Origin of the sequence: Desulfotalea psychrophila LSv54 (genome assembly GCF_000025945.1) — a bacterium.
Classification (GTDB): Bacteria; Desulfobacterota; Desulfobulbia; order Desulfobulbales; family Desulfocapsaceae; genus Desulfotalea; species Desulfotalea psychrophila.
The window spans coordinates 343,370-367,796 of record NC_006138.1; the positions used below are offsets into that span (position 1 = coordinate 343,370).

At 48.0% G+C, this 24,427-nt stretch carries 28 protein-coding genes and 1 tRNA gene; 14 read left to right on the top strand and 15 right to left on the bottom strand.

What is annotated here, in order from left to right; genetic code table 11:
* Positions 1–35: 35 nt before the first annotated feature.
* Entirely contained in the window at positions 36–620 is a 585-nt protein-coding gene (msrA, locus tag DP_RS01560) for a peptide-methionine (S)-S-oxide reductase MsrA (protein ID WP_011187560.1), read from the top strand.
* Positions 621–736: 116 nt separating this feature from the next.
* Positions 737–1,330, top strand: coding sequence for a superoxide dismutase (locus DP_RS01565; protein WP_011187561.1), 594 nt, complete (start codon positions 737–739; stop codon positions 1,328–1,330).
* Between the two features lie 32 nt (positions 1,331–1,362).
* Here the strand turns inward: DP_RS01565 and DP_RS01570 are convergent, their stop codons facing one another.
* The 8 genes from DP_RS01570 to DP_RS01605 all read right to left on the bottom strand — a co-directional run bounded on the left by DP_RS01570 (position 1,363) and on the right by DP_RS01605 (position 8,963).
* Positions 1,363–1,980, bottom strand: coding sequence for a CDP-alcohol phosphatidyltransferase family protein (locus tag DP_RS01570; protein WP_011187562.1), 618 nt, complete (start codon positions 1,978–1,980; stop codon positions 1,363–1,365).
* 4 nt (positions 1,981–1,984) lie between these two features.
* Positions 1,985–2,608, bottom strand: coding sequence for an ATP-binding cassette domain-containing protein (locus DP_RS01575; protein ID WP_041277491.1), 624 nt, complete (start codon positions 2,606–2,608; stop codon positions 1,985–1,987).
* Positions 2,609–2,914: 306 nt separating this feature from the next.
* Entirely contained in the window at positions 2,915–3,301 is a 387-nt protein-coding gene (locus DP_RS01580; RefSeq protein ID WP_011187564.1) for a bifunctional (p)ppGpp synthetase/guanosine-3',5'-bis(diphosphate) 3'-pyrophosphohydrolase, read from the bottom strand.
* Between the two features lie 85 nt (positions 3,302–3,386).
* Complete coding sequence (locus tag DP_RS01585) at positions 3,387–3,803, bottom strand: hypothetical protein (protein WP_011187565.1); 417 nt, start codon at positions 3,801–3,803, stop codon at positions 3,387–3,389.
* A 3-nt stretch (positions 3,804–3,806) separates the two neighbouring features.
* Positions 3,807–4,184, bottom strand: a complete 378-nt coding sequence (locus DP_RS01590) for a hypothetical protein (RefSeq protein ID WP_011187566.1) — start codon at positions 4,182–4,184, stop codon at positions 3,807–3,809.
* Between the two features lie 186 nt (positions 4,185–4,370).
* Positions 4,371–6,062 (bottom strand): ABC transporter permease, encoded by a 1,692-nt coding sequence (locus tag DP_RS01595; protein ID WP_041277492.1) that lies wholly within the window; start codon positions 6,060–6,062, stop codon positions 4,371–4,373.
* A complete protein-coding gene (locus tag DP_RS01600) occupies positions 6,062–7,270 on the bottom strand; it encodes an ABC transporter substrate-binding protein (protein WP_228130182.1) in 1,209 nt (402 codons plus the stop codon). Before DP_RS01600 ends, DP_RS01595 begins: the two co-directional genes overlap by 1 nt.
* Entirely contained in the window at positions 7,260–8,963 is a 1,704-nt protein-coding gene (locus DP_RS01605; RefSeq protein ID WP_011187569.1) for a potassium channel family protein, read from the bottom strand. The genes DP_RS01600 and DP_RS01605 overlap by 11 nt, the downstream gene beginning before the upstream one ends.
* Positions 8,964–9,331: 368 nt before the next feature.
* On the opposite strand from DP_RS01605, the gene DP_RS01610 reads away from it, so the two are divergent.
* The 3 genes from DP_RS01610 (at position 9,332) to DP_RS17810 (ending at position 11,277) form a co-directional block, all read left to right on the top strand.
* Positions 9,332–10,663 (top strand): ammonium transporter, encoded by a 1,332-nt coding sequence (locus DP_RS01610; RefSeq protein WP_011187571.1) that lies wholly within the window; start codon positions 9,332–9,334, stop codon positions 10,661–10,663.
* A 14-nt stretch (positions 10,664–10,677) separates the two neighbouring features.
* Positions 10,678–11,016 (top strand): P-II family nitrogen regulator, encoded by a 339-nt coding sequence (locus DP_RS01615; protein ID WP_011187572.1) that lies wholly within the window; start codon positions 10,678–10,680, stop codon positions 11,014–11,016.
* Positions 11,017–11,124: 108 nt separating this feature from the next.
* Positions 11,125–11,277 (top strand): hypothetical protein, encoded by a 153-nt coding sequence (locus DP_RS17810; RefSeq protein WP_156792177.1) that lies wholly within the window; start codon positions 11,125–11,127, stop codon positions 11,275–11,277.
* A gap of 12 nt (positions 11,278–11,289) precedes the next feature.
* Here the strand turns inward: DP_RS17810 and DP_RS01620 are convergent, their stop codons facing one another.
* From DP_RS01620 to DP_RS01645, 6 genes are all read right to left on the bottom strand, one after another.
* Complete coding sequence (locus DP_RS01620; RefSeq protein WP_162096618.1) at positions 11,290–12,018, bottom strand: 5'-methylthioadenosine/S-adenosylhomocysteine nucleosidase family protein; 729 nt, start codon at positions 12,016–12,018, stop codon at positions 11,290–11,292.
* A gap of 1 nt (position 12,019) precedes the next feature.
* Positions 12,020–13,054, bottom strand: coding sequence for an energy-coupling factor ABC transporter ATP-binding protein (locus DP_RS16460; RefSeq protein WP_011187574.1), 1,035 nt, complete (start codon positions 13,052–13,054; stop codon positions 12,020–12,022).
* Complete coding sequence (locus DP_RS01630; protein ID WP_011187575.1) at positions 13,044–13,748, bottom strand: ABC transporter permease; 705 nt, start codon at positions 13,746–13,748, stop codon at positions 13,044–13,046. The genes DP_RS16460 and DP_RS01630 overlap by 11 nt, the downstream gene beginning before the upstream one ends.
* A 167-nt stretch (positions 13,749–13,915) precedes the next feature.
* Complete coding sequence (locus DP_RS01635; RefSeq protein ID WP_011187576.1) at positions 13,916–14,812, bottom strand: substrate-binding domain-containing protein; 897 nt, start codon at positions 14,810–14,812, stop codon at positions 13,916–13,918.
* A gap of 8 nt (positions 14,813–14,820) precedes the next feature.
* Complete coding sequence (locus DP_RS01640) at positions 14,821–15,744, bottom strand: helix-turn-helix transcriptional regulator (RefSeq protein WP_041277494.1); 924 nt, start codon at positions 15,742–15,744, stop codon at positions 14,821–14,823.
* Between the two features lie 284 nt (positions 15,745–16,028).
* Positions 16,029–17,207, bottom strand: a complete 1,179-nt coding sequence (locus DP_RS01645; protein ID WP_011187578.1) for a DUF2325 domain-containing protein — start codon at positions 17,205–17,207, stop codon at positions 16,029–16,031.
* A gap of 559 nt (positions 17,208–17,766) precedes the next feature.
* On the opposite strand from DP_RS01645, the gene DP_RS01650 reads away from it, so the two are divergent.
* The 4 genes from DP_RS01650 (at position 17,767) to DP_RS01660 (ending at position 19,934) form a co-directional block, all read left to right on the top strand.
* The gene (locus DP_RS01650; RefSeq protein ID WP_041277495.1) at positions 17,767–17,952 is read left to right on the top strand and encodes a response regulator; all 186 of its coding nucleotides are present in this window, start codon (positions 17,767–17,769) and stop codon (positions 17,950–17,952) included.
* Positions 17,953–18,073: 121 nt separating this feature from the next.
* On the top strand, positions 18,074–18,223 hold the full coding sequence (locus DP_RS19085) for a roadblock/LC7 domain-containing protein (protein ID WP_407637889.1): 150 nt from the start codon (positions 18,074–18,076) through the stop codon (positions 18,221–18,223).
* Positions 18,224–18,448: 225 nt separating this feature from the next.
* Complete coding sequence (locus DP_RS01655) at positions 18,449–19,141, top strand: glycerophosphodiester phosphodiesterase (RefSeq protein WP_041277496.1); 693 nt, start codon at positions 18,449–18,451, stop codon at positions 19,139–19,141.
* Positions 19,092–19,934 carry a lysophospholipid acyltransferase family protein gene (locus DP_RS01660; protein WP_198408692.1) on the top strand — a complete coding sequence of 281 codons (843 nt, stop codon included), beginning with the start codon at positions 19,092–19,094 and terminating at the stop codon, positions 19,932–19,934. The genes DP_RS01655 and DP_RS01660 overlap by 50 nt, the downstream gene beginning before the upstream one ends.
* A gap of 52 nt (positions 19,935–19,986) precedes the next feature.
* Here DP_RS01660 and DP_RS16465 read toward each other — a convergent pair whose 3' ends face one another.
* Positions 19,987–20,229, bottom strand: a complete 243-nt coding sequence (locus DP_RS16465; RefSeq protein ID WP_156792178.1) for a hypothetical protein — start codon at positions 20,227–20,229, stop codon at positions 19,987–19,989.
* A gap of 238 nt (positions 20,230–20,467) precedes the next feature.
* Between DP_RS16465 and DP_RS01670 the strand changes: the two genes are divergently transcribed.
* From DP_RS01670 to DP_RS01690, 5 genes are all read left to right on the top strand, one after another.
* A tRNA-Sec gene (locus DP_RS01670) sits at positions 20,468–20,565 on the top strand.
* 115 nt (positions 20,566–20,680) lie between these two features.
* On the top strand, positions 20,681–22,054 hold the full coding sequence (locus DP_RS01675; RefSeq protein ID WP_011187582.1) for a sigma-54 interaction domain-containing protein: 1,374 nt from the start codon (positions 20,681–20,683) through the stop codon (positions 22,052–22,054).
* A 218-nt stretch (positions 22,055–22,272) separates the two neighbouring features.
* A complete protein-coding gene (locus DP_RS01680) occupies positions 22,273–22,641 on the top strand; it encodes a hypothetical protein (RefSeq protein WP_011187583.1) in 369 nt (122 codons plus the stop codon).
* Positions 22,642–22,669: 28 nt separating this feature from the next.
* On the top strand, positions 22,670–23,524 hold the full coding sequence (locus DP_RS01685) for an ATP-binding protein (RefSeq protein ID WP_011187584.1): 855 nt from the start codon (positions 22,670–22,672) through the stop codon (positions 23,522–23,524).
* A complete protein-coding gene (locus DP_RS01690) occupies positions 23,521–24,420 on the top strand; it encodes a 4Fe-4S binding protein (RefSeq protein WP_011187585.1) in 900 nt (299 codons plus the stop codon). The genes DP_RS01685 and DP_RS01690 overlap by 4 nt, the downstream gene beginning before the upstream one ends.
* Positions 24,421–24,427 lie beyond the last annotated feature (7 nt).

Genomic DNA, 24,427 nt, shown 5'->3' on the forward strand with positions numbered 1-24,427 from the left:
TGCCAGCACCCAAAAAAGACAAAAGGAGAACCACGATGAAACTGACAGCCTTTCTCCTGCTAATACTCTCACTTTCCTCAGCATCCCAAGTCATGGCGAAGAGCACAGTACTGGCCGGAGGCTGTTTTTGGTGTATGGAATCGGATTTTGAAAAACTTGACGGGGTGAGCGGGGTGGTTTCAGGCTTTAGTGGAGGGATCTTGAAGAACCCGACTTATAACGGCAGGCATACGGGTCATGTTGAGGCCGTTCAGATAAGCTATGATCCCCAAAAGATCAGCTATCGCGAGCTGTTGGAACATTACTGGTTTAACATCGATCCCTTTGATGACAAAGGACAGTTTTGCGATAAGGGGCCAAGCTATCTGGCCGCCATCTTTGTCGCAAGCAAAGAAGAGAGACACATTGCCGAAGAATCTAAAAGGGCCATAGAGAAGAGATTTCCAAACAGGAGAGTGATAACCCCCATCTTAAAGGCCACAACCTTTTACCCGATCAAGGGCCACGAGAGTTACCACCAGGACTACTATAAAAAGAGCGCCATTCGCTACAAGCTCTACCGTTGGAACTGTGGTCGAGACAGACGTTTGCAGGAGATTTGGGGCGACAGACAAGATTGAGATAAAGTCCGCATCAAGCTCTATCTATGTTAATATCATAGGAGAAAAAGCCGACAGCATAGGCACTATCCATAAGCTGCGGTCAAACAGCCCCCATCCCAAAAGAGGAAAAAGATATGAGTATCACCCTACCCGAGCTTCCCTACCTAAAAAATGCCCTGGCACCATATATCAGCTCTGAGACATTGGATTTTCATCATGGCAAACACCACAGTACCTATGTCACCAACCTGAATAAGCTCATCGCCGGTACTGAACTGGAAAATGCGACATTGGAAGAGATCATAAAAAAGACAGTAAACGATGCCAGCAAAAGCGGAGTCTTCAACAATGCCGCCCAGATTTGGAACCATACATTTTACTGGCAATCAATGAAGGCCGAGGGTGGTGGTATGCCAAGGGGTGCCATTGCCGAAAAGATCGATGCCGACTTCGGTAGCTACGACAACTTCGTAGAGCAGCTGAAAAATGCCGGTCTTACTCAGTTCGGCAGCGGTTGGGCCTGGTTGGTCCTGAACAACAACAAGCTGGAAATCATGAAAACCGCCAACGCCGATACCCCCATAGCCCATGGTTTGCAAGCTCTTCTGACCGTGGATGTCTGGGAACATGCCTATTATCTTGACTACCAAAACGGCCGAGGCACCTACCTGGATGCCTTTTTCAACAACCTTATCAACTGGGATTTTGTTAACGCCAATCTCGCCTAGAGGATAGCCACCGGGCAAGGGCTCCGCTCTTTTTAAGGGTGGGGCTCCTGCAGAAGACGATAGGCAAAAAATACTCGAACGACGGTGGTCACCAGACAGAGCAGGGCGAAAAAAAGCGCCAGAGCGGGGAACCACTGGGGCAAGAGACAGAAGAGAATAAAAAAACAGATGGTCTCCGTCCCCTCGGCAAGACCGCCAAGATAGTAAAACCCCTTAGAGGGATAGACAATAAGGGGAAGAGACCTCCTCTCGGCGAAGACGGCAAAGGCCAAAAAAGAGGAGGAGGTACCCATAAAGGCAGCCAGAAGCAGGTCAGCAGCCAGGGCATTCTCCCCAGGCGCGGCCAGGGCAAAGCCCAGAACTACCACGGCATAAAAAATAAAATCACAAACTATATCAAGATAGGCTCCATCATCGCTTGCCCCCTGAATACGGGCCAAGGCCCCATCCACCCCATCCAAAAACCGATTAAGACAGATACAGAACAGGGCAGGAATATACTGTTCGACCGCTAAAAGAGGCAGGGTAACAAGGCCACAGCAAAGGCCAAAGAGGGTTACCCGATTGGCAGTGATGTCCCGGGCATGGAGGAGACGAGCGCAGAAGGATAAAAAAGAGCTGGTTCTGGGTAGTATATAACGATCGAGCATAGCTTCACCCCTGAGAAAAAACGATTTTAGCAGCCAACACATCCTCACTGTCATGGGTCACCAACAGGGCAGGGATATCCATCTCCTCTACCTGCTCCACCACGAAGGCCCTAAAGCTCTGCCTGAGGGCTGCATCAAGCTGAGAAAATGGCTCATCAAGAAGAACAAGGCGTGGCCTTGCCAACAGGGTTCGCAGCAGTGAGACACGCGCCTTCTGCCCACCAGAGAGGGTCTGAACAGAACGCTCGGCAAAACCTGCAAGTCCCGCCCCTGCCAAGGCCTGCGCCGCTTGCAGAGGTCGCTGCTTACCCGGCACGGAACCGGGCAGGGCAAAGGCCAGATTCTGACCGACATTCATATGGGGAAAGAGCAGGACTTCCTGAAAGAGAATCCCCACCTGCCGTCTCTCCATGGGCAGGCCCAAGAGAGAGGCCCCATCCAGAAGAATCTCTCCCGAGAAGGTAAAGACCGGATGCAGGCAACCGCTGACCAGGGAGAGCAGGGTCGATTTACCACAACCACTGGGCCCCATAAAGGAGAGAATCTCTCCCCGCGCCACCACGGCACTGACCGGGGCAAAGAGAGCTTTACCCTGCAGGGATATCTGCACATCTTTTAGTTCAAGCATTTTTTCCTCTTTTGCCTTTGCTCTTGAGTTTGACCGACTGCACCGGAGAGAGCCACGGGGGCTGCTAGTTGAGCCAGCAATGCTCAACGGTTCAACACCTTTTATCAGGCTAATGATGAATGCCCTGTTATGCCCTTATATATCTACCGTATGATTCAACCCTTGTTAAAAGCCTATTAGAGAGTAGTTTGTTAGCTACATGAAGATGTTGGTGGATCAGCAGGGCCTCTTCTTTGTAGGCAAGGCGCCTTTCATTAGTCCAGGACCATGGTGGCTCTGATAAATTAGTTGTTCTGTCCGCCAGCTTTACCCCATCCATACCTCTTTCGGTTGTAACTTTATCCTGTTCAAGAAATCCAGTATCTGTTCTTTCTTGAAGGCAAGATCTTCGTTTTTGGTAAGGGCATTAACACCTTGGGCCACTTCCAGGCCGAAATTGCCTTCAATAGTTTTAAAATCTACATCTGTATCTTCAATAGTGTCATGGAGAAGAGCGCATTGGATGGCAAGATCACCGTTTAGATTGGGATTAGAATTTAGTCCGCAAATTAACTCCATAGCTACACTACCTATGTGGTTAAGATAGGGTATTCGTTGACCTTCGATCGGCGCTCCATATGCCTGTCCTTCATGCGCCATAGTTGCAAAACCCCAAGCTTTGACATATAGATCTTGAGACCAGTTTTGCGTCATTTTCTATCCTTATTTCAGGGCTATTTTAGGCATATTTTAAATCAGGAGCGCGGCTTTTTGCATCCGCTAAAGTGTCATGTTAGATTTATTCAATGTGTCGCTCTATCTCACTTCTAATATCATTAGCCGTCTGCTCAGGTGTTGCCAATCCAGCAGCAACCAGAAAACATAGAAAGGAAACAATTCCAACGAGAATTGTTGACGTGTTATTTTTGATTTTTAAATGAACCGAAATTATGAGCCAGATCCAAGACATACAACCAATAATAAATAATAGGTTGTATAATTTCTCTCCTGGCACTCCAAACCAGTTAACTGCTGAACAAGACATGAGATACCCAGCAATAGCAAAAAGAAGCCACCCAATGGAAATCTCTTTTTCATCTTGATTTAATAATAATGTCCAATCAAAGTTCGAATCTTTAAATTCGTTATCGAGCTTTTTGACGGCAGTAACATTTTTTTGGATCTTATCCAATTTTGAACCAATATCAATTGACATAACCTACCTCCTTTTCGGAGGATTAAGTACTTTGCCTATATCTTTATCTGCATCTCCTTCAGACCAATCCGTATCCTCTCCCTTAATGAAAAGTATACGATTCTCTTCCATAGATATGTTTGTTCCACCAAATGTAACTCCATCGATGTTTCCACTAACAAGTCTCTGTGGTACTACTTTAAGTATCTCATTAACTGTTTCGTAGGTATCTTTTACCGAATAGTCATCTTGGAGGCCGCTCTCGAGCTTTACCTCTACGACACCGCCCTGCATCTTAGCGGGATAGACAATAATATTCATTCCAATATCACGCCTTAACCTAGGTTTGAGTACCTTTTGTATTTTTTCGATATATTTATTTATAATATTTCTATCTTTCACACTTGATTCTCCTTAAATGCCCAACAATTTATTATTCACAAACTAGATATCTCCCCCGTAAGCCAAATCCCTGCCAAACAAAACCACTGCATCTTCTAGCAAGAAACCACCGCCAAGCCAAGCCATTTAACTTGTTTTTGAAGTAAGTTAGCAACGTAACAGCTACTTAGCCCCTACCTCTCCCTCTCAGGCCTTCGACTGCCGAGAGAAGAAGAGGGCAGCGGAGTAGACCAGCAGAGGGAGAGCAAGCTGGAGAAGGGCATAGACAGCGGTGACTCGCATATCGCCTCCTGAGACCCTATTCACCGCCTCGGTGGTGATTGTGGGGAAACGTCCTGCCCCCACATAGAGGGTGGGCAGGTACTGGACAAGGCTTACAGAAAATCCCGTTGCCAGAGAGAAGGCAATGGTCTTTTTCAGCATGGGGAGCTTCACCTGCAAAAGAGCGCGCCACCACGACCCGCGCAGAGAGAGGGCCAGATCAAAATAACGATTATCAAAAGAGCGATAACTCTGCCCCAGGGTAATAAAGACATAGGGCAGAACAAAAACCACATGGGAGAAAAGAAGGGCGACAAAACTGCCATCAAGTCCTGAGAAAACCGCTACCATCTGCAGACCAAAGACAAAGGAGATCTGGGGAAGAAGAAAGGGCAGATAGAGTAACCACAGACTGCGCCGCACCCGCGTCCCCTCTCCCCGCTGAAGAAGAACTCGCTCATACTCCAGACATCCCACCACAAGAACAAGAGAGATCAGAGCGGATAAAACCCCCAAAAGAAGGGTTACCACGATGGGTTCCTGGGCTGAAAGCAGGCCCCTGTACCAGTAATGCCAGCTATAACTGGCGGGGAGGATATCCGGAAAACGCCATCTCCGCGAAACGGAGAGCAGGGCCAGACCGGCAAAGGCCGCCATAAAGAGAAGGCCCAGAGCCATAAGAAGTGGCCCGGCCCCGGCAAATACTCTGTCAAAAAGGGACGATCTGCCTCCACCAAGAAGCAGGGTCTGCCCCAGGCGGGCAAGTAGCCTCTCCGCCAAATAGCAGAGAGTAATGGCCAAAAGCACCAACAGACAGAGGGAGGTGGCCCCGGCCGAGGCAAGAAAAAAAGAGCTCGCCTCCCCCTGAATAAACCAGGAATGAACCAGAACAGCCAGGGTTGGCGGGCGGGAGGGGCCAATAATAAGGGCCACATCCACCACAGAGAGAGAGTAGGCCAGAACTGCCCAGAAAGAGAGGCGAAGATGGGGGTAGAGTTGAGGGAGAATAATGGTCAACCAGATACGGGTCGGACCATAGCCAAAACTCTTCCCCAGCCAAATGAGCTTACCCGCCTCAATACGGCTCAGGGCCGCTATCCCCATAAAGAGAAGAAAGGCAATCTCCTTACAGGCAAGGACAAAGGCCAAACTTAGCCCCCAGGGATCTGCCACCAGGGAAAAGTTGGGGGGAATAGTCCAGCCGGTAAGCAGTGAGGCCAAGAGGCGCATCAGCCAACCACTGGGACTCAACAAAAAGAGAATGCCCAGGGTAAAGGAGACATGGGGAATGGCCAACCAAAAACCCAAAATGCGGTGCAGGAAGGCCCACATCTTCGTTCCATAGAGCCCCGCCAAAAGAAATAGGGCAACAAAGAGGGCCGCAAAGGAGGCCGCGAAGCCCGTTGTCAAGGTCAGCAAGAAGGCATCCCTCACCGCCGGATGGTCGAGAAAACGACTCAGATATCTACCGGTAAAACCCTCTCCTCCCAAGGCGGGCCAAAAGCCAAGGGCGGGTAAAATTGTGGCCACTCCTCCGAGGAGGACGGGCAAGAGAAAGAGCGAGAGACTTAAACAGGGAAAAAGGGCCAGCAGGATCTCTTTAGTAGATCTTGCCATCACCTATGACCATAGCGCGCTTGCCACTCCTCTTCTATCATCACCGTCCAAGAGGGATGCGGCTCAGGATAGACCCTGCCCAGCTCCTCTGCAGAGAGGGTGGCTGGACCTGAATGACCGATAAAAAGTGCTTTTTGCCGATCATTCAACTTTTCCATGGCCAGTACCGTTGGATCACCCCAGACTGCCAGATCACTTTTTTGGGCCTGGGCCTCGGGTGAGAGTAGCATATTAATAAAGACCAGGGCGGCTGCCCTGTTTGAAGAGTTTCGAGGAACGGCCAGAAAATGGGTATTGGCCAGGGAACCACTGCTATGGACATAGGTCCGCACAGAGTCGGGGAGCTCTCCGTTTTCTATGGCCCTGCTGGCCTCGTTGGGATTAAAGGAGTAGGCAATAAATATTTCCCGGTTATCTAGGAGGGAGACAAGGGCCGGAGAACTGGTAACAAAGGTATTTCCCTTGCGCCACATAAGGGGATGAAGACGATCCAGATAATGCCAAAGAGGGGCCGTCACCCGGGAAAAATCCTCTTTTTTGACGGGGGCGAGCAGTGCCTCTGGCTCCGATATACTCTCCAGTAAGAGCTGTTTCAGAAAGGCTGTCCCGTAAAATGAAGGAGGGGCAGGATAGGTGAAACGACCGGGATGGGCCTCGGCAAAGACAAGTAGCTCCTCCATGCTATGGGGCGGCTGAGCCAGAACATCTGTATCGTACATAAAAACCAGTTGAGCCATTCCCCAAGGAGTCTCGTAACCATCCACCGGCACGGTAAAATCACGTTGCACAGTCGGTTTCTGCCAATCCACCAAGGCGGCATTGGGTAGCAAATTGCGGGGAACCTGATAGAGCAGATCACTCTTTTTGAGTTGTTGAAAATTTTCCCCGTTTATCCAGAGCAGATCCACCCGCCCACCGTCAAGACGCCCGGCAGATTTTTCCACCAGAAGGCGACCAACAACTTCTGCAATATCAGTGACCTTGACATGTTTGACCTCTATTCCATACTTCTCTTGGGCCCTTCGACTAGCCCAAGAAACATAGTCGTTTATGGGCTCAGAGCCACCCCAGGCATTAAAGTAGATGGTCTGACCACGGGCCTCCCCTTCAATCTGCGCCCAAGCCCCAAGGGCGGCAGAGGAGTTCTGGATAAAGAGGAAGAGAAAAGAGACCGTAACAAGAAACGGCCAAACAAACCTACCTTTCACCAAACATTTCACCAAAAAGTTTTTCCGCATCTGCATTCCCAATAAGAATTAATTCGGTGGATTTCACCAGAGGTAGGGTGGGGTCAGGGCCAACCAAAAGCTCTCCATCCATCCTTAGAGCCACAACACTACAACCCGTCTCTTGCCGCACATTACTTTCAGCCAGGGTTTTGCCAACCAGGGCCCCCGGAATCTGCTGAACAAAGAAGTTCATCCCCTCAATAAAGAGAGAGCCCTCATCGGGTTTAAAGACCTTCATGATACGATTTGCCCCCATGGAGGCGTAGGACATTACCAAATCAGCACCAGCCATATGTAGCTTGCTGACACTTCTTTCATTGGTGGCACGACTGATAATCTGAATATCCGGGCGCAGTTGACGACAGTAAAAGGTGAGATAGATATTGGCGGCATCGTCGTGGGTGGTGATAATGGCGGCCCGGGCATTTTCTATTCCCGCCTCTATAAGAACATCTCTATTGGCCGCATCTCCCGCAACAAAATTCACTCCCCCTCTGGCAACAACGGCAGAGGACTTCTCAACCACCCGATATTTCACTCCATAGCCGTCAAGTACCTGACTCGCTGCCAAGCCCACCCGACCTCCACCCAAAACAAGAACCAGCTTATCGTCCTCGGAGGAGAGGTCTGTAATAATAAATTTTTCTTCAAAGCAATCGAGTTGGGCCAGAGTGCCAGCCAGGAGAAGGCTTGAAGATTTATTAATAATAGTTTTTGCATGAAGAGCTTCAAACTGCCCCTTTTCCCAGAGGCCCACAAGAGTCGCCCCTGTTCGCGTGCGAAGCATGGTCTCGGTCAAAAGAAGCCCGCCCAGACTTGTCTGTGAAACGGGTATTTCGGCGATATGAAGCTGATCAAAGCTGCTGACAATCTTGGTCAGCCGCCCCACCCCCCGCACCCGTTCAGCAAGAGATTCACCCAACATCTTCATAAAGAGAAAGACCTGAGTATTTCCAGGAAAATTAAGAATATCAAGAGAATGCTCCTTATCAGCTGCGGCAACAATGGGCACCTTGGCGGTGATCCCCCGAATGGTAAAGGAGATATTTGTGGCCATCATATCATCGTTGGTAATCACCACCAGGGCCGCATCCTCCACCCTGACACTCAAAAAGGTATCCGGATCATCGGGCTCGCCAACCACAATTTTGTAGCCCTGATCATGCAACTCCATACCCCTCTGAGCATCGGCAACAATGATCACATAGTCATAACCACGACGCTTGAGCTTTTCAACAAGCCTCTCGGTGATGGGATCGAGATGAGTAATGATAACATGGCCACTAACCCCCTTAACCAGCTCACGCGGGGTACGTTTTCTCGTCTGCGCCTCAAGCCAGGGCGCATAAAAGAACTGAATAAAGGAGAAGGGAAGCATGATGAGGAGAAAGACAACCCCGGAGAGGAGGACAACAATGGTAAAGAGGAGGCCCAGATCGGTATGAAAGGTGATATCACCGAAGCCCAGGGTCGACATCACCGTCAGGGCCCAGTAAATACCGGTTATCCAGGAGTACTCCTTACCCTCATAGAGCATAATCAGATGAAAGAGTACGCTATACAAGGTTACCATGCACAGGAGAAAGACAAAGAACTTGGCCAGGGCGGCAAGGTTTCGCTGCGACCCCTTATTTTGAAAAAAGTAGAGTATCTGGGATGGGAGAAATTTCATATTTCATAATAGAATCAACTGTTCGCAATTCAGATGCAAATCTGACTCTATTCTACCTCATAAAAACGTTTAAGATAATCGGGGGACGGAAAAGATAAGCTTAATTTAAACATGCTTTCCCCCCAACCGCAAATGCCATCTGAAAAAAGCGAATCTCTCTACAAATCCCCCTTACAAACCTTATATTACAGCAAGACACGATTGGGAAAGTATTACATTGTTGTAAATAATCATTGCGACTACATTACATTATTGTTACTTTATGAAAAAGAGAAACGCTTCAACCAGCACAATCACCCATAGATGAGCCTAAAAGCAGAGCCCATATACACAACAAGGCTTAACCACAATCTAATAGGAGATACACCATGACCAGACGAGCAGGGATAAAATTCACAGGCATCGGCCTGGCCTTTCTGAGCCTATCCGTGACAGGACAACCTGTGCACGGGGCAGAACAGGAGCTCACCCACTCCGTGGCAGAGATCGCCTATGGCCTCGACACCCTTTACCTCCTGCTTTCAGGCGCCATGGTCATGTGGATGGCAGCAGGATTTTCCATGCTCGAATGCGGTCTGGTACGCAGTAAAAATGTCGTTGAGATCCTCACAAAAAACATCACCCTCTTTGCCATAGCCAGCATCGCCTGCCTACTGGTCGGCTACAACATCATGTATGGAGACGGAGGCAGCATCCTGCCCAGCTTCTCCTTCCTGGTGGGTGGCGACCACAGCCCCGCCGACATCAGCCTTGGCGGCGAGAACCACTACTCCAGGATCGCTGACTTCTTCTTTCAGGTTGTCTTTGTGGCAACGGCCATGTCAGTGGTCTCCGGGGCCATTGCCGAACGAATGAAACTCTGGGCATTTCTCCTCTTTGCTGTGGTTATGTGCTCAGCAATTTACCCCGTACAGGGCTACTGGAAATGGGGTGGCGGTTTTCTGGACCATCTTGGTTTTCTTGATTTTGCCGGCTCTGGAGTTGTCCACCTCTGTGGCGCCTCAGCGGCCCTTGCCGGCGTCCTTCTCCTCGGCCCGCGCCTAGGCAAATACAAAAATGGCAGGATAAAGGCAATACCAGGATCAAACCTCCCCCTGGCAAGCCTGGGAACATTTATCCTCTGGTTTGGCTGGTTTGGCTTCAACGGCGGCTCACAGCTACGCATAAGCACCGTCAGTGACGCCAACGCAGTGGCCATGGCCTTTGCCAATACCAATATGGCGGCAGCCGGTGGCTTGCTGGCAGCCCTTATCCTCTCACGAATCTGGTTCGGCAAGGCCGATCTCACCATGGCCCTCAACGGTGCCCTAGCCGGACTAGTAGCCATTACCGCAGAGCCTGTTACCCCTTCACTGCTTACCGCAACCGGAGTTGGCGCAGTTGCCGGTATACTGGTTGTGATTTCGATTATCCTCCTCGACAAGGCCCATATCGACGACCCGGTAGGAGCCATATCCGTCCACGGAGTCAGCGGCATTTGGGGACTACTCGCCGTTACCATCACCAACCCAGAGGCTAGCCTCATCGCCCAGCTTATCGGTATTACCACTATTTTTTCCTGGGTCTTCATAACAAGCATAATCACCTGGTTTGCCATTAAAAAAGTCATGGGCCTACGCATCAGCCCCGAAGAAGAGCACGAGGGAGTCGACCTCTGCGAGTGCGGCCTCACCGCTTATCCAGAATTCACCAAAGATTAACAGGGAGTTTTACCATGAAGAAGATAGAGGCAATCATCAAGCCATTTAAGCTCGAAGAGATCAAAGAGGCCCTCACCGAACTGGCCATCACGGGCATGACCATCTCCGAAGTGAAGGGCTACGGACGACAAAAAGGGCATAAAGAGATGTACCGTGGCGCAGAGTACAGCATAGACTTCAACCCCAAACTTAAAATAGAGCTGGTGGTACGCGCTGAGATTGCAGATAAGGTGGTGGAAAAAATCCGCCTTGCTGCCCGCACCGGCAAAATCGGCGACGGCAAAATATTCGTCCTTCCCATAGAAGAGGTTGTGCGGGTTCGCACCGGAGAGCAAGGAAGGGAAGCCATCTAGGCCATGCCGGGTAGCTTCCAACCATAAAAATAGATTGGCAGAACGGCATCTCTTTCAGTAAGATCAAAAACAGAAAACAAAGACCCACAAACATTAGAGGAGAAGAGAATGGCTGAAGAAGAAGTTTCACAGGAAAAACTTGATACCATGGACGAGACCCTTATTCAAATGGAGATGCTCTACAAATCCCGCTGCGTAGGCATGCCAGGCACTAACAATGTTACCATACGGGACATTCCCTGCAAAAAAGAAGAGGTGTAGATCCCCCCGAAACTACCACTTTTCCTGCAGATGCCTGGCCACCAGGGCGGCACTCCTTATTGCAGATTCGAAACTGGCATGAAAATCTGCAATAATCGTCTCATCAGCAGGATCAAACCTGTCTGCAATGGATTTTGCCACGGCATAGGGAAGCTGGAGGCGACCTGCCACCTGAGCAAAGCCTCCCGCCTCCATCTCAATCAGACCCACCCCCGAGACAAGCTTGGCAAGTTCCATTTTACGCTCACGGGTTCCGGAAAATTCGGCACCCGTCACCACACATCCCCTACAGCTCCGCAGTCCCACCACCCCCAAGCAGAGGGATGATAGCGTTTCATCCGGATAGAGACAGGGATCGTGGCCCAAGCCATCGGCTCCAGAGCGTAGGGACTGCCCCGGCCGCACTAAAAAACGACCCATATCAAAAAAGGCACAGGAATCATGCTGTAAAATTTTCTCAGCTACAACCAAATCCCCCACCTCCCGGCTACTCTCCAGGGCACCACCGACACCCAATAGGACAAGGGCAGCCAGACTATAACGACAGGAGAGCTCCGTAACAGCGCAGGCCGCATTAACCCCGCCAAGCCCTGAATATGCCAGGATAATTTGCCTACCCGAAGAGCTAGTGGCACTATAGAGACCCGCGTGATGCTTTTTAACATTTTTTACCATGCGACAGATGCCCTTCAACTCCTGAGGCATGGCACAGAGAATCAACAGGGAAGGAGTTTCTTTCATTTTATAGACCGGTACAGGAAATGGCATGTGAAGGAATAGTCACAGCCAGCTTATCGCCCACCATGAGAGAGAGGCTTCGATAGTTTTCGTAATTTGTATAGATAATAAGAGGAATCCCAATATCAAGCTGCAGCTTAACAAGAGACCTATGTCGACTGATCCCCACGAGATGGCCTGAGTAAACATTATCCTCCTGCCCAACTGCCATGCCACTCCCTAAGAGAGAAAAGCCTATCCCCTCGGGATCAACCCACAGCTTCAGCTCCTGTGCAGAGGAGGGGAGGCAGGCTCCTGACACTCGAAGAAGCAAGCTACCAGCAAGCTGCCAAATAGTATCAGCCCCTTTCTCACCCACCAACTGCCCCCTATAGACATTTTCATTGAGGACATTGGAGAGAGAACCGTTTTGTAAGAGCAGAGTATGATCGGCAAGACGATGCCCCTGAGAAAGATAATGGGTAGAAAAGATTATCGATGTCCCCCTCTCCCTGTTTATCCTCTCCAGAACGGCAAGAATCATCTCTTGATTCTCATTATCAACATTAGCACTAGGCTCATCACAGATTAACACCTCAGGATAGACGGCCAGGGCCCGGGCCAGGGCAACCCTCTTCGTCTCCCCACCGGATAATTTTTGGGCATCATCACCGGAAAATTTTTCCAGACCGACCAAGCGGAGCATCTCGCCAACCCGAGCCACCACATCCACCTTTGCCAGCCTGCGTACCCGCAGACCAAAGGCCACATTTTCTGCAACGGTACCGGAAAACATAATGGGACTCTGATCAAGCTGCACCACCTGCCGCCTAAAGGCCAGGAGCTGTTTTTTGCCATAGGCCACCCTCTCGCCAAGAAACTCTATCTCACCGCTGCTCGGTCTATCGAGAAAGGAGAGCAACTTAAGCAGAGTCGTCTTACCGGCACCATTAGGCCCCGTCAAGCTGTAGACCTTACCCTTCTCCAGCAGAAGATCCTCAATATCCAAAACAACCCGATCGCCATAAACCCTGGTCATTTTCTTTATTCTATAGAGCATCTATTTTTGTCCTTCCCTGAAAAAGATGAAACAGCATATTTATAAAAAAAGCGAAGGTCATAAGGGTAATACCCAGGGCCACAGCCAAAACAAACTCCCCCTTATCATACTCCAGAGCCATGGCGGTGGTCATGGTTCGGGTAAACCCCTTGGCATTACCACCAAGCATCATACTGATACCCACTTCAGCTATAACACGACCAAAGGCGGCAACTATAGCAGCACAAACGCCATAACGCGCCTCCCGTAGCACAGCCCAGGCCATCTGCCCTTGACTGGCACCAAGGGTCAGTGCGGTCATCCGATAGCGGCTGTCGATTTTACTAATGGCGGCAATGGTAAGGGTGGTAACAAGAGGCCAGATAAGAATAATTTGACCTATAATAATGGCTTTCTGGGTATAGAGCAGCTCCCAACTGCCAAAGATGGCCCTACGCGAAATAAACGAGTAGACCAAAAGACCGATAACCACGGTGGGCAAAGCCAAAAGAGTATTCAGACAGGTCAACAAAAAACGCTTTCCGGGAAAGGAAGAGTAGGCAATGAGCAGGCCCATGGGAATGCCCAGAATAGAGGCAAAGACAGTTGCAAAAAAACTGACCCGCAGAGATACTGTCACAATTTGCAGAAAAGCAGGATCAAACTCCACCAGAAGCCAAAATGCAGACAAGAGACTATCAAAAAGAAGATCCATATCCTTCCCTTTCTACTTGAGAGGCAAAACAAAAAAAAGCCCGGGCAAGCGATATACACTCGGCCCAGGCTTCCATATACAAAGTTACCGAAACTTCCCTGCGGAAGATATTAGATATCTACCCCAAGTCCAAGTCTCCCGTCAACTCCTGTATCTTAGAAAAGAGACTACTTTATAGCATCCGGGTAGAAGAGCTGCTTACCCTCAAGCCGGTAATCGCCAATCAACTTCTGACCGCGAGGTGAAACCAACCACTGGGCGAGCTCAACTGCCATATCATACTGGACAGTAGGATATTTCTTTGGATTAACAGGTATAATGCCATAAGGGTTGGCAAGATCAGCGCCACCCTCACAGAGGATTTCAAGATCTACAGCAGGAGTCTTACCATACTTATATTTAATGTAAGTACCACGATCAGACATGGTATAAGCTTGCTTTTCCTCGGTAAAGGTAATGGCCTTACCCATACCCTGGCCAATGGAAAGATACCAGGCAGCAGAGTCAGCTGGACGCATAGCAGTAACTTCCTTCTTCTTGCCCTTCTTAACAATAGTCTGGCTCACAGCGGCAAGTGGCACACCGGATTGCTTCCAGAGATACTGCTCCTTGGTATGGGTACCGCTATCATCGCCACGAGAGACAAATTTTGCCTTCGCCTCGGCTATTTTCTGCAGAGATGCCGCCGCATCATGACTACCCTTGATACCGGCAGGATCTTTCTCTGAACCAAGAATAACAAAATCATTATGCATAACGGCATAGCGCTTGGTGCCAAAACCATCTTTAACAAATTTTTCTTCACGACCCTTAGCGTGAACAAAAATAATATCAACATTACCATCCTGGCCATCACGGATAGCAGCGCCGGTTCCCTTGGCGATAACCTTTACCCTAATGCCAGTATCTTTCTCAAATGCAGGCAAAAGAATATCCAATAGACCGGAGGACTGAGTGCTGGTGGTGGTGGACATTTTCAAAATCTTCTCAGCACAAAAACCAGTGCCGGCACAAATGGCCACAAGACAGAGTACGGCAACCGAAATCAGACTACGCTTCATCATTTTTCCTCTTATTTTAAGTTATCCGGAAAAAGCATCTTTCCACATAGAGAGACATCATAGCCAACAAAAGAATCAGCTAATTGTCGAAAGGTCTCCTCGTGCAACAAACCAATGAAATCCTGAATGCCTCGCTCAAAGAACCTTTCCTTACTTATAATAAGGTCAAACCTCTCCCAACGAAGAGGGACAAAATCAAGATCAAGCATACCTGCAATCGCCCGAATACCAGGTGCCGCGTCAACCCTACCGGCAAGCACCTCCAGACCTCCATCCAAATGGCGACTCACCTCGCGGGAATAACCATCTATCTTTTGACTGGAAATCCTTCGTATAGAAAGTTCATGATCCAAAAGCACACGCGTACCTGTGCCCTGAGGACGATTGACAATGGAGATACCTTTTCGGGCAAGATCTTCTATCCCCTCAATGCCCTTAGGATTTCCCTTGGCCACCAGCAGGCCCTGCTCTCTCTTACTAAAATTGACAAAAACGGGCGCTTGTTCGAGCTCCTGACTGGCAAAATCGAAGTTATACTCCTCATTCTCATCTTGCAAGAGATGACAGACACCAATATGGCATAATCCACGCCGCAGGGAAGAGACCCCGCCCATACTACCAAGATTTGCAAAAAAGGCAATTCGCCTTGGATAACGTCGTTGAAAAAGAGCGAGTGTCTGCTGAAAGAGGGGATCATCGCTACCGGCAACCAAAAGAATTAGGTCATCCACCGAAACCGTTGCAGGACGATAGTTTGTAACATTTACCTCAAGCCATTCCGCCACAAGCCTACGGGGAAACAACCATTTACCAGTGACCTTGCTGGCAGGTAGGCCCTTGTCATTCACAAGGGAATAAACCATCTTTTCATTTACATGTAAGAGTTCTGCTACCTCTTTCGTTGTAAGAAAAGGATTATCTTCTTGCCTTCTCATATAATTCAATAGTCAAAACGGGGTTACCAAAAAGGAGGTACGTCACGGAACCCTTTCCTGGCAGGGAAACAGAAGAACCATAACGCACCAAATACCAACAAGAAATAACAATAACCCCTAAAGAAATAGACAAAAAAGATGTGCTTTTCAAGCATTAAACCCTCTGAAGAGCAAATAAACCAAGAGAATACGCCCCAGAGGATAAGAAATGACCAAGAACAACCAAGACACCTATGCGGTCATTAAAACATCTCTCATAAAGCACCACTCTTGCCTAGGCAATCCTAGCTCGACAAGCGCCCCAATCCCATCGCCAACGACGAAAGCCCCGAAGAGCGCATCATTACGTAGGGTTTTTGACACTGCTTACATATCTTCTTCACGGTCAGACAGGCATCATGGCTCACGCAATCAACGGGACACATAACTGCATCTGCCTGAGCAAGCATAAGGGGCAGCCTACTCTTAGACTCCTCCTTACCTCCATCATGGTGCAAAAAAGAGCCACCACTCTTTTCCACCAATGCTCGATAATGCGGAACCATCTTATGCATTCCACCAACATAGAGAACAAGCTTGCCACAGAGATCTTTGCCTGGGCAGCTCTCTGTATGAGCCCTACCGCAACGAGCACAGCCTAAATCAAACAGGGATGCCTGCACAGATTTTTCCAGAAGAATATTCTCCTGTCTCTGCTGAGATATCTCCTGCTCAAGGCGCATAGCATTCTTCTGCAACTGGCCATTATGCTTTTCCAATTTTGCTATATAGAGAAGATGCTCCTCATTCTCCCTCTCTAGCACACCCTTTACTGCCGGCGGAAAGCCCCCGGCAGATGAAGCAGATGAGCCCTTTTTTTCACGTTTTTTCAACTCTGCCTTAAGCGCTATGACCTCCTGCTTCTCTTTTCGCACCCGCTTTTCATGCAAAAATTGCCGATGAACTAACTGCGCATCGACATTTTTTTGTTTTTGCAGAGAGGAGGCTAACTTCTTTTTGATTCTCAAAAGCTCACTGACACTATCGTGAGACATCATATGCACATCCCCATAACACTCGGAGAGGACTGCCCCCGGAATATGGGGGTGAGAGCACACTGCCCAAAAAGCACCGGCGACCTCTCCAGCCTCCAGAGACTTTTGCCAAAGCCTACACAGATCCTCGCTCTCCCTAAGTCTGTGAAAGGAGATAATATACCTCTGATACTTCAAATTAAGAAGTTTCTGCATGGCCACACTTGCCACACATTGGTAATGGGCAAAACGAACAAACCTCGTGTGCAATTCAAAAGGAGAGACAAATTCTCCACCACGAACCTCTCTCTTTTTATTTATCTTAACCAGTTCTGGCTGGGTGATACAGGTACCAATAATGGCACATTGATAGCCATCTGGAACATCCCATAAATTCCGTCCCTTACCGCCAGTACAACGTTGAACCCTTCGCGCCTTTAAGCTTGCCATCCCCCCTCCTCAAAACATTATCAGCCAAGCAATCAATATATTAAACACCCCTAACTTTTACCGTCTTAATATAAAAAAAGCAAATATCTTACCTAAAACAAGGAGGTTTCTCAAAAGAGGCTGACCAGCTCCACCACGCCAGTCAACAGGACTAGATCAGATGCCAGAACAAGCCCCGGCAGACTCTTCCGTTCATCGGCACCTAGTCAGCCCCATTCTGTTCATGCCCCCTTAGCCCTTGAGCCTCGGTAAAAATTTGCAAAAGCACTTCACCTGAAGGCCTGCATCGATCCGCAACGGATGAGGGTGAGGTACACGCTTCACTCTCTTTTTTCAAAGAGGGGTATAAAAAAAGCCCAACAAACCCAAGCAGATCTTTACGACCACCAACGGATCTGGTAAAAGAAATAATAGGGGCTATATTGCTGTAAGAACGTCTAGTTTCTCCAACTGAACAACGGATCGCTCTGCTCTATTTTTTACACCAAGAGGACGCTATAAGAAGAGTTCTATTGTAGATGATGATATTGCTCTGGATGCTGCAGAGAAATTTAAGTAAATGCTCCTCCATGTTGAATTCCTTGTTAGCAGTTCGGGGAAACAGACTCTCTCCTGCCTGAGTAGCAGAAGTGCTCAGTTGGTGGTAAACGATATCAATATGCCCGGGATGAATGGCCTGGACGAGGACGAACAATTTCAGGACGGCACCCTGCAAGTATCCGGGGAGCAGAGGCACCTGCAATAAGCGCCAGGACAGACCTGCAAACTCTCTTGCTAAAAGCTACAGTTAACAATAACGAAACAACAGAGAGGATAGCGAACGAGAAGAATTTGCAACCAATAAATTTGTTGAGCAGTGCATCGACATCAAAGGCGTTAACACCGCATACCTCGTTGGCCGGGATGGTTTTCCCCAGAACAGTATCACCCGCCAGAGTATCAATACTGAAATGATAGGGGCAATTGTCTCCTCCGGTTTTAGTTCTGCCAAATCCATGGCAAACCAGCTAGGATAGTGAGAACTTAATACAACCATGTTAGAATATGAAAATAGCCCCGTCAGGACTGCCCCTTTTGCTCGCGAGGCATTTCTCGTTGCCATAGCTGATCGGGAAACAAATTTGGCTTGATCAAGAATCAGTATCAAGAAAAATACAAAGAGAATAAAACAGGCAGCGGGTCTCTAAAGGATCTGTAAAAAATATACGTGTTCCAAACACATAACAATTAATTAATTGCAAATGAAGATAATTGGACATAGAGGTTCAGCAGGTACGACACCGGAAAACACCCTCCTCTCTTTCGCTGAAGTGATGAAAAGTGGAGCATACGCCATAGAATTTGATGTACAAAAATGCGCCACAGGCCAGCTCGTTGTCATCCACGATCCACGCGTCGACAGGACAACAAATGGTTCAGGACTTGTTCGCGAAATGAGCTTAGATGAACTGCGAGCCCTGGACGCAGGAAAAAACGAACAAATCCCCCTTCTAACGGAGGTGCTTGACCTGGTTGCGGGAAGAATTAAAGTGAACATCGAGTTGAAGAGCCTTGGTACAGCGGCAAAGACAGCTGAAATACTTGACCAATATGTCATTGATGGTAAATTTACCTACGATCAGTTTCTTGTCAGCTCCTTTGTCCATCCTGAGTTGATGCTCTTTCAGGCACTCTGCCCGCAGTGTCTTATTGCCCTGCTTATCGCCCATGTCCCGGCCAATCACGCCGACACATACGCACAGATGAATATTTGGTCCCTTAACATCAACCTCAATAGTGCCTCTGAGGCATTTGTCCAATCTGCCCATAAAAACAACTTTCAAATCTTTGTCTACACGGTCAACCACCCCGATGATTTTTTACGATTGCAACAGATGGGTGTTGATGGCATTTTTACCGATTACCCATCTCGTTTTTGCCAAGACAAAAGCTAACAATACAATGAAAAAATTATCCTACACAAATTCTCACTACAGCTCTCCCTCTCATAACCCGGGAGCTCTCTACAAACTTTTCCCCAGCACCTGTTTCTATCTGCGATTTTTAAAAGAGATAATGGTCTCCGCCCATAAGGCCCGGCAAGGGCTTTACACTGGCGAGGCTTGGGTAAACAGTAGTCTTGCCATATTGGGTATGTTGGAGAAAATAGGGGTAAGCTTTGACATTTCCGGGATAGAGCACCTACAAAAACAAGACGGGCCAGCGGTAATTATTGGCAACCACATGTCCGCCCTGGAGACAGCAATCCTGCCATCTCTTGTCTACCCAAAAAAGCCCGTTACCTTTGTGGTAAAGCAGAGCCTCCTGGACTACCCGGTCTTTAAACATGTCGTGGGCGCAAGAAATCCAATAGCCGTAAGCAGAACAAACCCAAGATCAGACCTGAAAACTGTCATGACAGAGGGATGCAAGAGAATAGAAGAGGGTACCTCTATTATTGTTTTCCCGCAGACAACCCGTTCCCACAGCTTTTCAGCCACGGAGATGAGTTCTATCGGGGTTAAGCTTGCAAAGAAGGCCGGTGTACCAATAATTCCCCTTGCCCTGCGTACAGACGCCTGGGAAAACGGGAAAAAATTAAAAGATTTTGGCAAAATAAACATCACCAAAAAGGTGTACTTTGCCTTTGGAAATCCCTTAACAGTGCAGGACAGAGGCACAGAAGAGCAGGAGCATATCTGCAAGTTCATAGAGAACAAACTCCACGAATGGAGCCTCTCTCTATAGGGACCTGCAGAGCAAAAAAATATCTCAGAAGAGATCTTCTGAGATATCTTATCTACAACTCATCATCGACATCAAGTCCGTAATCTTCCTCTTCCTCTTCCTCATTTCCCTCATCATGGGTCTCAACTTCTTCCACAACCTCGTCGACTTCTGGCTCATCATCATGACGAACAGCCTTGGGAATTTTAGACTCAGGAAGAATCAATTCTGTTATTCTAGCAATCTCCCCTTTCAGGTCAGGATCGTGAAAGCATACATCACATCGCTCGGCATGCTGTTCAATAAACGATACCATACGAGCTGGCGCCATTGTTTCGTCTTGGACATGTCGATGCCAAGATTTAATCAGACTAATAAGTCGTTCACACTGCATTATATTTTATTTTAGTTAAATTACTGTAGGTTGCTAGATATCTCTATCTAACACGGCTTAAAAAAATACCTTAACGATATAATTTTAAGTAAATCTATAAAATGTTGTTTTCAAGGTCAACAATTATTAGTATAACAATATTGATTTTAAAAGTTAAGTTGGAAGTGGACGGAGCACTGGTGGCTCCCCCGGATTTCAAATCCGGTGTAACGGGTTAATAGCTCGTTAGGTGGGTTCGATTCCCATGCACTTCCGCCACAACATTCGTCATGTCCCTCCCCATTATCCTGCATTCCCAGACACCTAAGGTTCTGACACCTAACAACACATTCTCATTCAAAAATCTTTATTTATTGCTAAATTTACGAAAACTATGAGCGAGAAAAAAAAACCTGCCATTAACGTAAGCGAAACAATCATCGAAAGTATTTCCGAAGGTCTTTTCACAGTTGACCACCAACTTAAAATAACGTCATTCAACAGGGCTGCAGAAAAAATCCTTGGTATCTCCAGGCAAGAGGCCATAGGTAAGCACTGTTGGGAGATCTTTCAGTCAAACATGTGTGCATTCCACTGTGCCCTGAAACGCACCATAAAAGAAAAAAAATCGTTTACCAACTCATCTACCTTTATCAGAGACCACAAGCAACAAAAAATTCCAGTTATCGTCTCTACCTCTGTTTTACAAGATGAAGCAGGCAATATTCTAGGGGGCGTCGAAATTTTTCGCACCAAGGCCACCAGAGAAGAACTGCCAAGAGAAGCAACAGGCAATTTCCATTTGGAAAACATGGTCAGTCGCTCCCCCAAAATGCAAGACCTCTTCGCCATCCTCAAACAGGTTGCTCAAAGTGACAGTACCGTTCTGGTTGAAGGAGAGACAGGAACAGGCAAGGAACTCCTGGCAAGGGCAATCCACAATCTTTCCAGTCGAGCAAAACGGCCATTTGTCGCCGTCAACTGCGGCGCCCTCCCAGACACCTTACTGGAATCAGAGCTCTTTGGCTACAAGGCAGGAGCCTTTACCGATGCGCGCCACGACAAAGACGGACTCTTTGCCGCAGCTGCAAACGGCACCATTTTTCTTGATGAGATAGGCGACACCAGCCCTGCCTTTCAGGTACGCCTCCTTCGAGTTCTCGAAGAGCGAGAATTCCAGCCCCTGGGCAGTACCAAAAAAATAGCAACAAATGCCAGAATTATCACAGCAACCAATAAAGATCTCAGTCAACTGATCCATAAAGGACTCTTTCGTCAGGATCTTTTTTATCGCATCAACGTCATTATCCTCAAGCTCCCCCCTCTCAGGGAGCGCCGAGAAGACATCCCCTTGCTAATAGAACAAATTATCAGCAAGCTCAACAATATCAAGAATAGACAAATAACAGGCCTTTCTCCCGAGGCAGAAAAGTACCTGCTTTCCCATGATTACCCAGGCAATATCAGAGAGTTGGAGAACATCATCGAGCACGCCTTTATCCTCTGTCGCGGCAACACCATTGATTATCCGCATTTCCCTGCCTACCTCCAACAGGAGAGTAGACAGGTGACCCTCTCCGCTGACGAGAGCCCCAATAGCTTTGACTGGGCAGAGAAGGAAACTATCCTCAAGGCACTTGAGCAAAACGGCTATAACCGCCAGGCTGCGGCCGACCATCTCCGAATCCACAAAAGCACCCTCTTCCGCAAAATCAAACGACTCGGTATTAAGCTACCAAATCAAGACGGACGTCACCGGAAAAGATAGTCGCATAGAGTCGCAACACCGCTCGGCGTGCGACCGTAATGGTCGCAAATCTACGCCACTATCTTTCCTAGATGAAATGTATACAATTATAAATTGTTCTAAAAACAGACACCTATATCATAGCCCAGCTATTAATAACATATGCACAAAACTGGCACTGCTTTTGCCTATAAGAGAGTGACAGTTGATTAATCCTTCACTTAATATAGGTACATAAAATGGATATACTTTTACTTGATGGACAAGAACCCTCTTTTCTCCAATTAAAAAAAAGTCTTGCTAAGAATGAAAAAAATGAGGTGACCTATACCTCTTCCAGCACAGAGGCAAAAAAGATCATAGGTGCCAATAAGGCAGCGGTCGTCCTTATTGCCGAGAATCTGGACAGCCAATCCGGGCTGGACTTTGCCAAAGAGATCGTTCCCATGAATCCTTTTATTAATTATGCCCTACAATCATCTCTCCCCTCTGAAAAATTTCATGATGTAACGGAAGGATATGGCCTCTTTATGCAACTACCCCTCGATCCAGGAGCGGAAGATGCTGAACAGGTGACTCAAATCATCACCAAAATACATCAAATTTAAAAAAATTGTTCAGTCCCGAGAGAAAACAATGATAATAAGCATCGCCAGCGGCAAAGGTGGTACCGGCAAAACCACAATTTCCACCAACCTCGCCATAAGCCTTGAAGGTAAGGCCAAGCTTCTTGACTGTGATGTCGAAGAACCCAATGCTCACCTTTTCATCAAACCTGAGATCACTCTACGAGAAGAGTCCACCGTTTTTGTCCCTGTAATAGATGAATCGCTCTGCAACGGCTGTAAAAAATGTGCCGATATATGCAGATTCAACGCCCTTGCCGTCATTGGCAAGAAGGTACTCTGCTTCCCCGAACTCTGTCACAGCTGTGAAGGTTGCCTCCTTGTTTGCCCTGAACAGGCGATTTCTGCAGGCACCCGATCCCTTGGCTGGGTGGAAGAGGGAAAAAGAGAAAATATGGATTTTGTTCAGGGATGCATGCGCATCGGTGAGGCAATGTCACCTCCCCTTATCCGCGATGTCCGTAACAGAATCAAGGAAGGTGAAATTGCAATCATAGATGCCCCTCCAGGAACATCTTGCCCCGTTATTACCGCCATGAAGGATACCGACTTTGTCCTCTTGGTAACAGAGCCCACCCCCTTTGGCCTCCACGACCTTACCCTCGCTGTAGAGGCCGTCAAGGCACTTGGTATCCCCTGCGGGCTGATCATCAACCGGGCAAATCTGGGCTATGACAAGGTACATGAGTATATAGCCTCGGAACAGATCCCCATCCTCCTGGAAATCCCCTTTGATCGAAAAATTGCTGAAATTTATTCCCAGGGAAAGATTCTTGTAGACGAATTGCCAGAATGGAAAGAGATTTTCCAGAGTCTTTTCAAAGACATTGTTAATATCATCCAGAAAGAGCAGGTGAAGCAATGAAAGAGCTTGTTATTATTAGTGGAAAAGGTGGCACAGGCAAGACAAGCATTACTGCGGCATTTGCCTCACTTGCCAAGAATCACATTCTCTGCGACGCAGATGTAGATGCAGCCGATCTCCACCTGCTTACCCAGCCGACAATCGAACAGAGCCATGACTTCATGGGCGGCTGCCTAGCCGAGATCCGCCAAGACAAGTGCATAAGCTGCGGAACATGCCGAGATCTTTGCAAGTTTGGAGCCATCTCAGAAGATTTTGTCGTAGATCCCATTGGCTGTGAAGGCTGCGGTATCTGCGTTGACTTTTGCCCAGAACAGGCAATTGAATTTCCTCAGCAGAAGTGTGGCGATTGGTTTATCTCCTCCTGTAAATTCGGCCCCATGGTTCATGCCAGACTAGGCATTGCCGAAGAGAACTCCGGGAAGCTTGTCAGCCTCATCCGTAAGGAGGCAAAACAACTAGCCATGACAGATAGTTATGACTTGATCCTCACCGATGGCCCTCCAGGTATTGGTTGCCCTGTTATTGCTTCAATCACGGGAGCAACTGCCCTACTTCTGATTGTAGAGCCATCGCTCTCCGGCCTGCATGATATGCAGCGCGTGGCCCAGCTAGCCCAGCATTTCGCCATACCAACAATGGCCTGTATCAATAAATTTGACCTCAACCTTGAAGTAACAAAAGCCATTGAAGATTCTGCTGAAAAGTTAGGCCTGACAGTAGTCGGTCACGTTCCATTCAATCCAGTTTTTACCTACTCAATGGTGGAAGGTAAAAATATTTTCGAGTACGGAAAAGAGCCTGAATTGCTCGATAATATTAAAGAAATTTGGCAGAAAATATCTTCTTCCAAGCCCATGACAGATAGCGAGAAAATCATACCTCTTGCCCAGTAATTTTTAC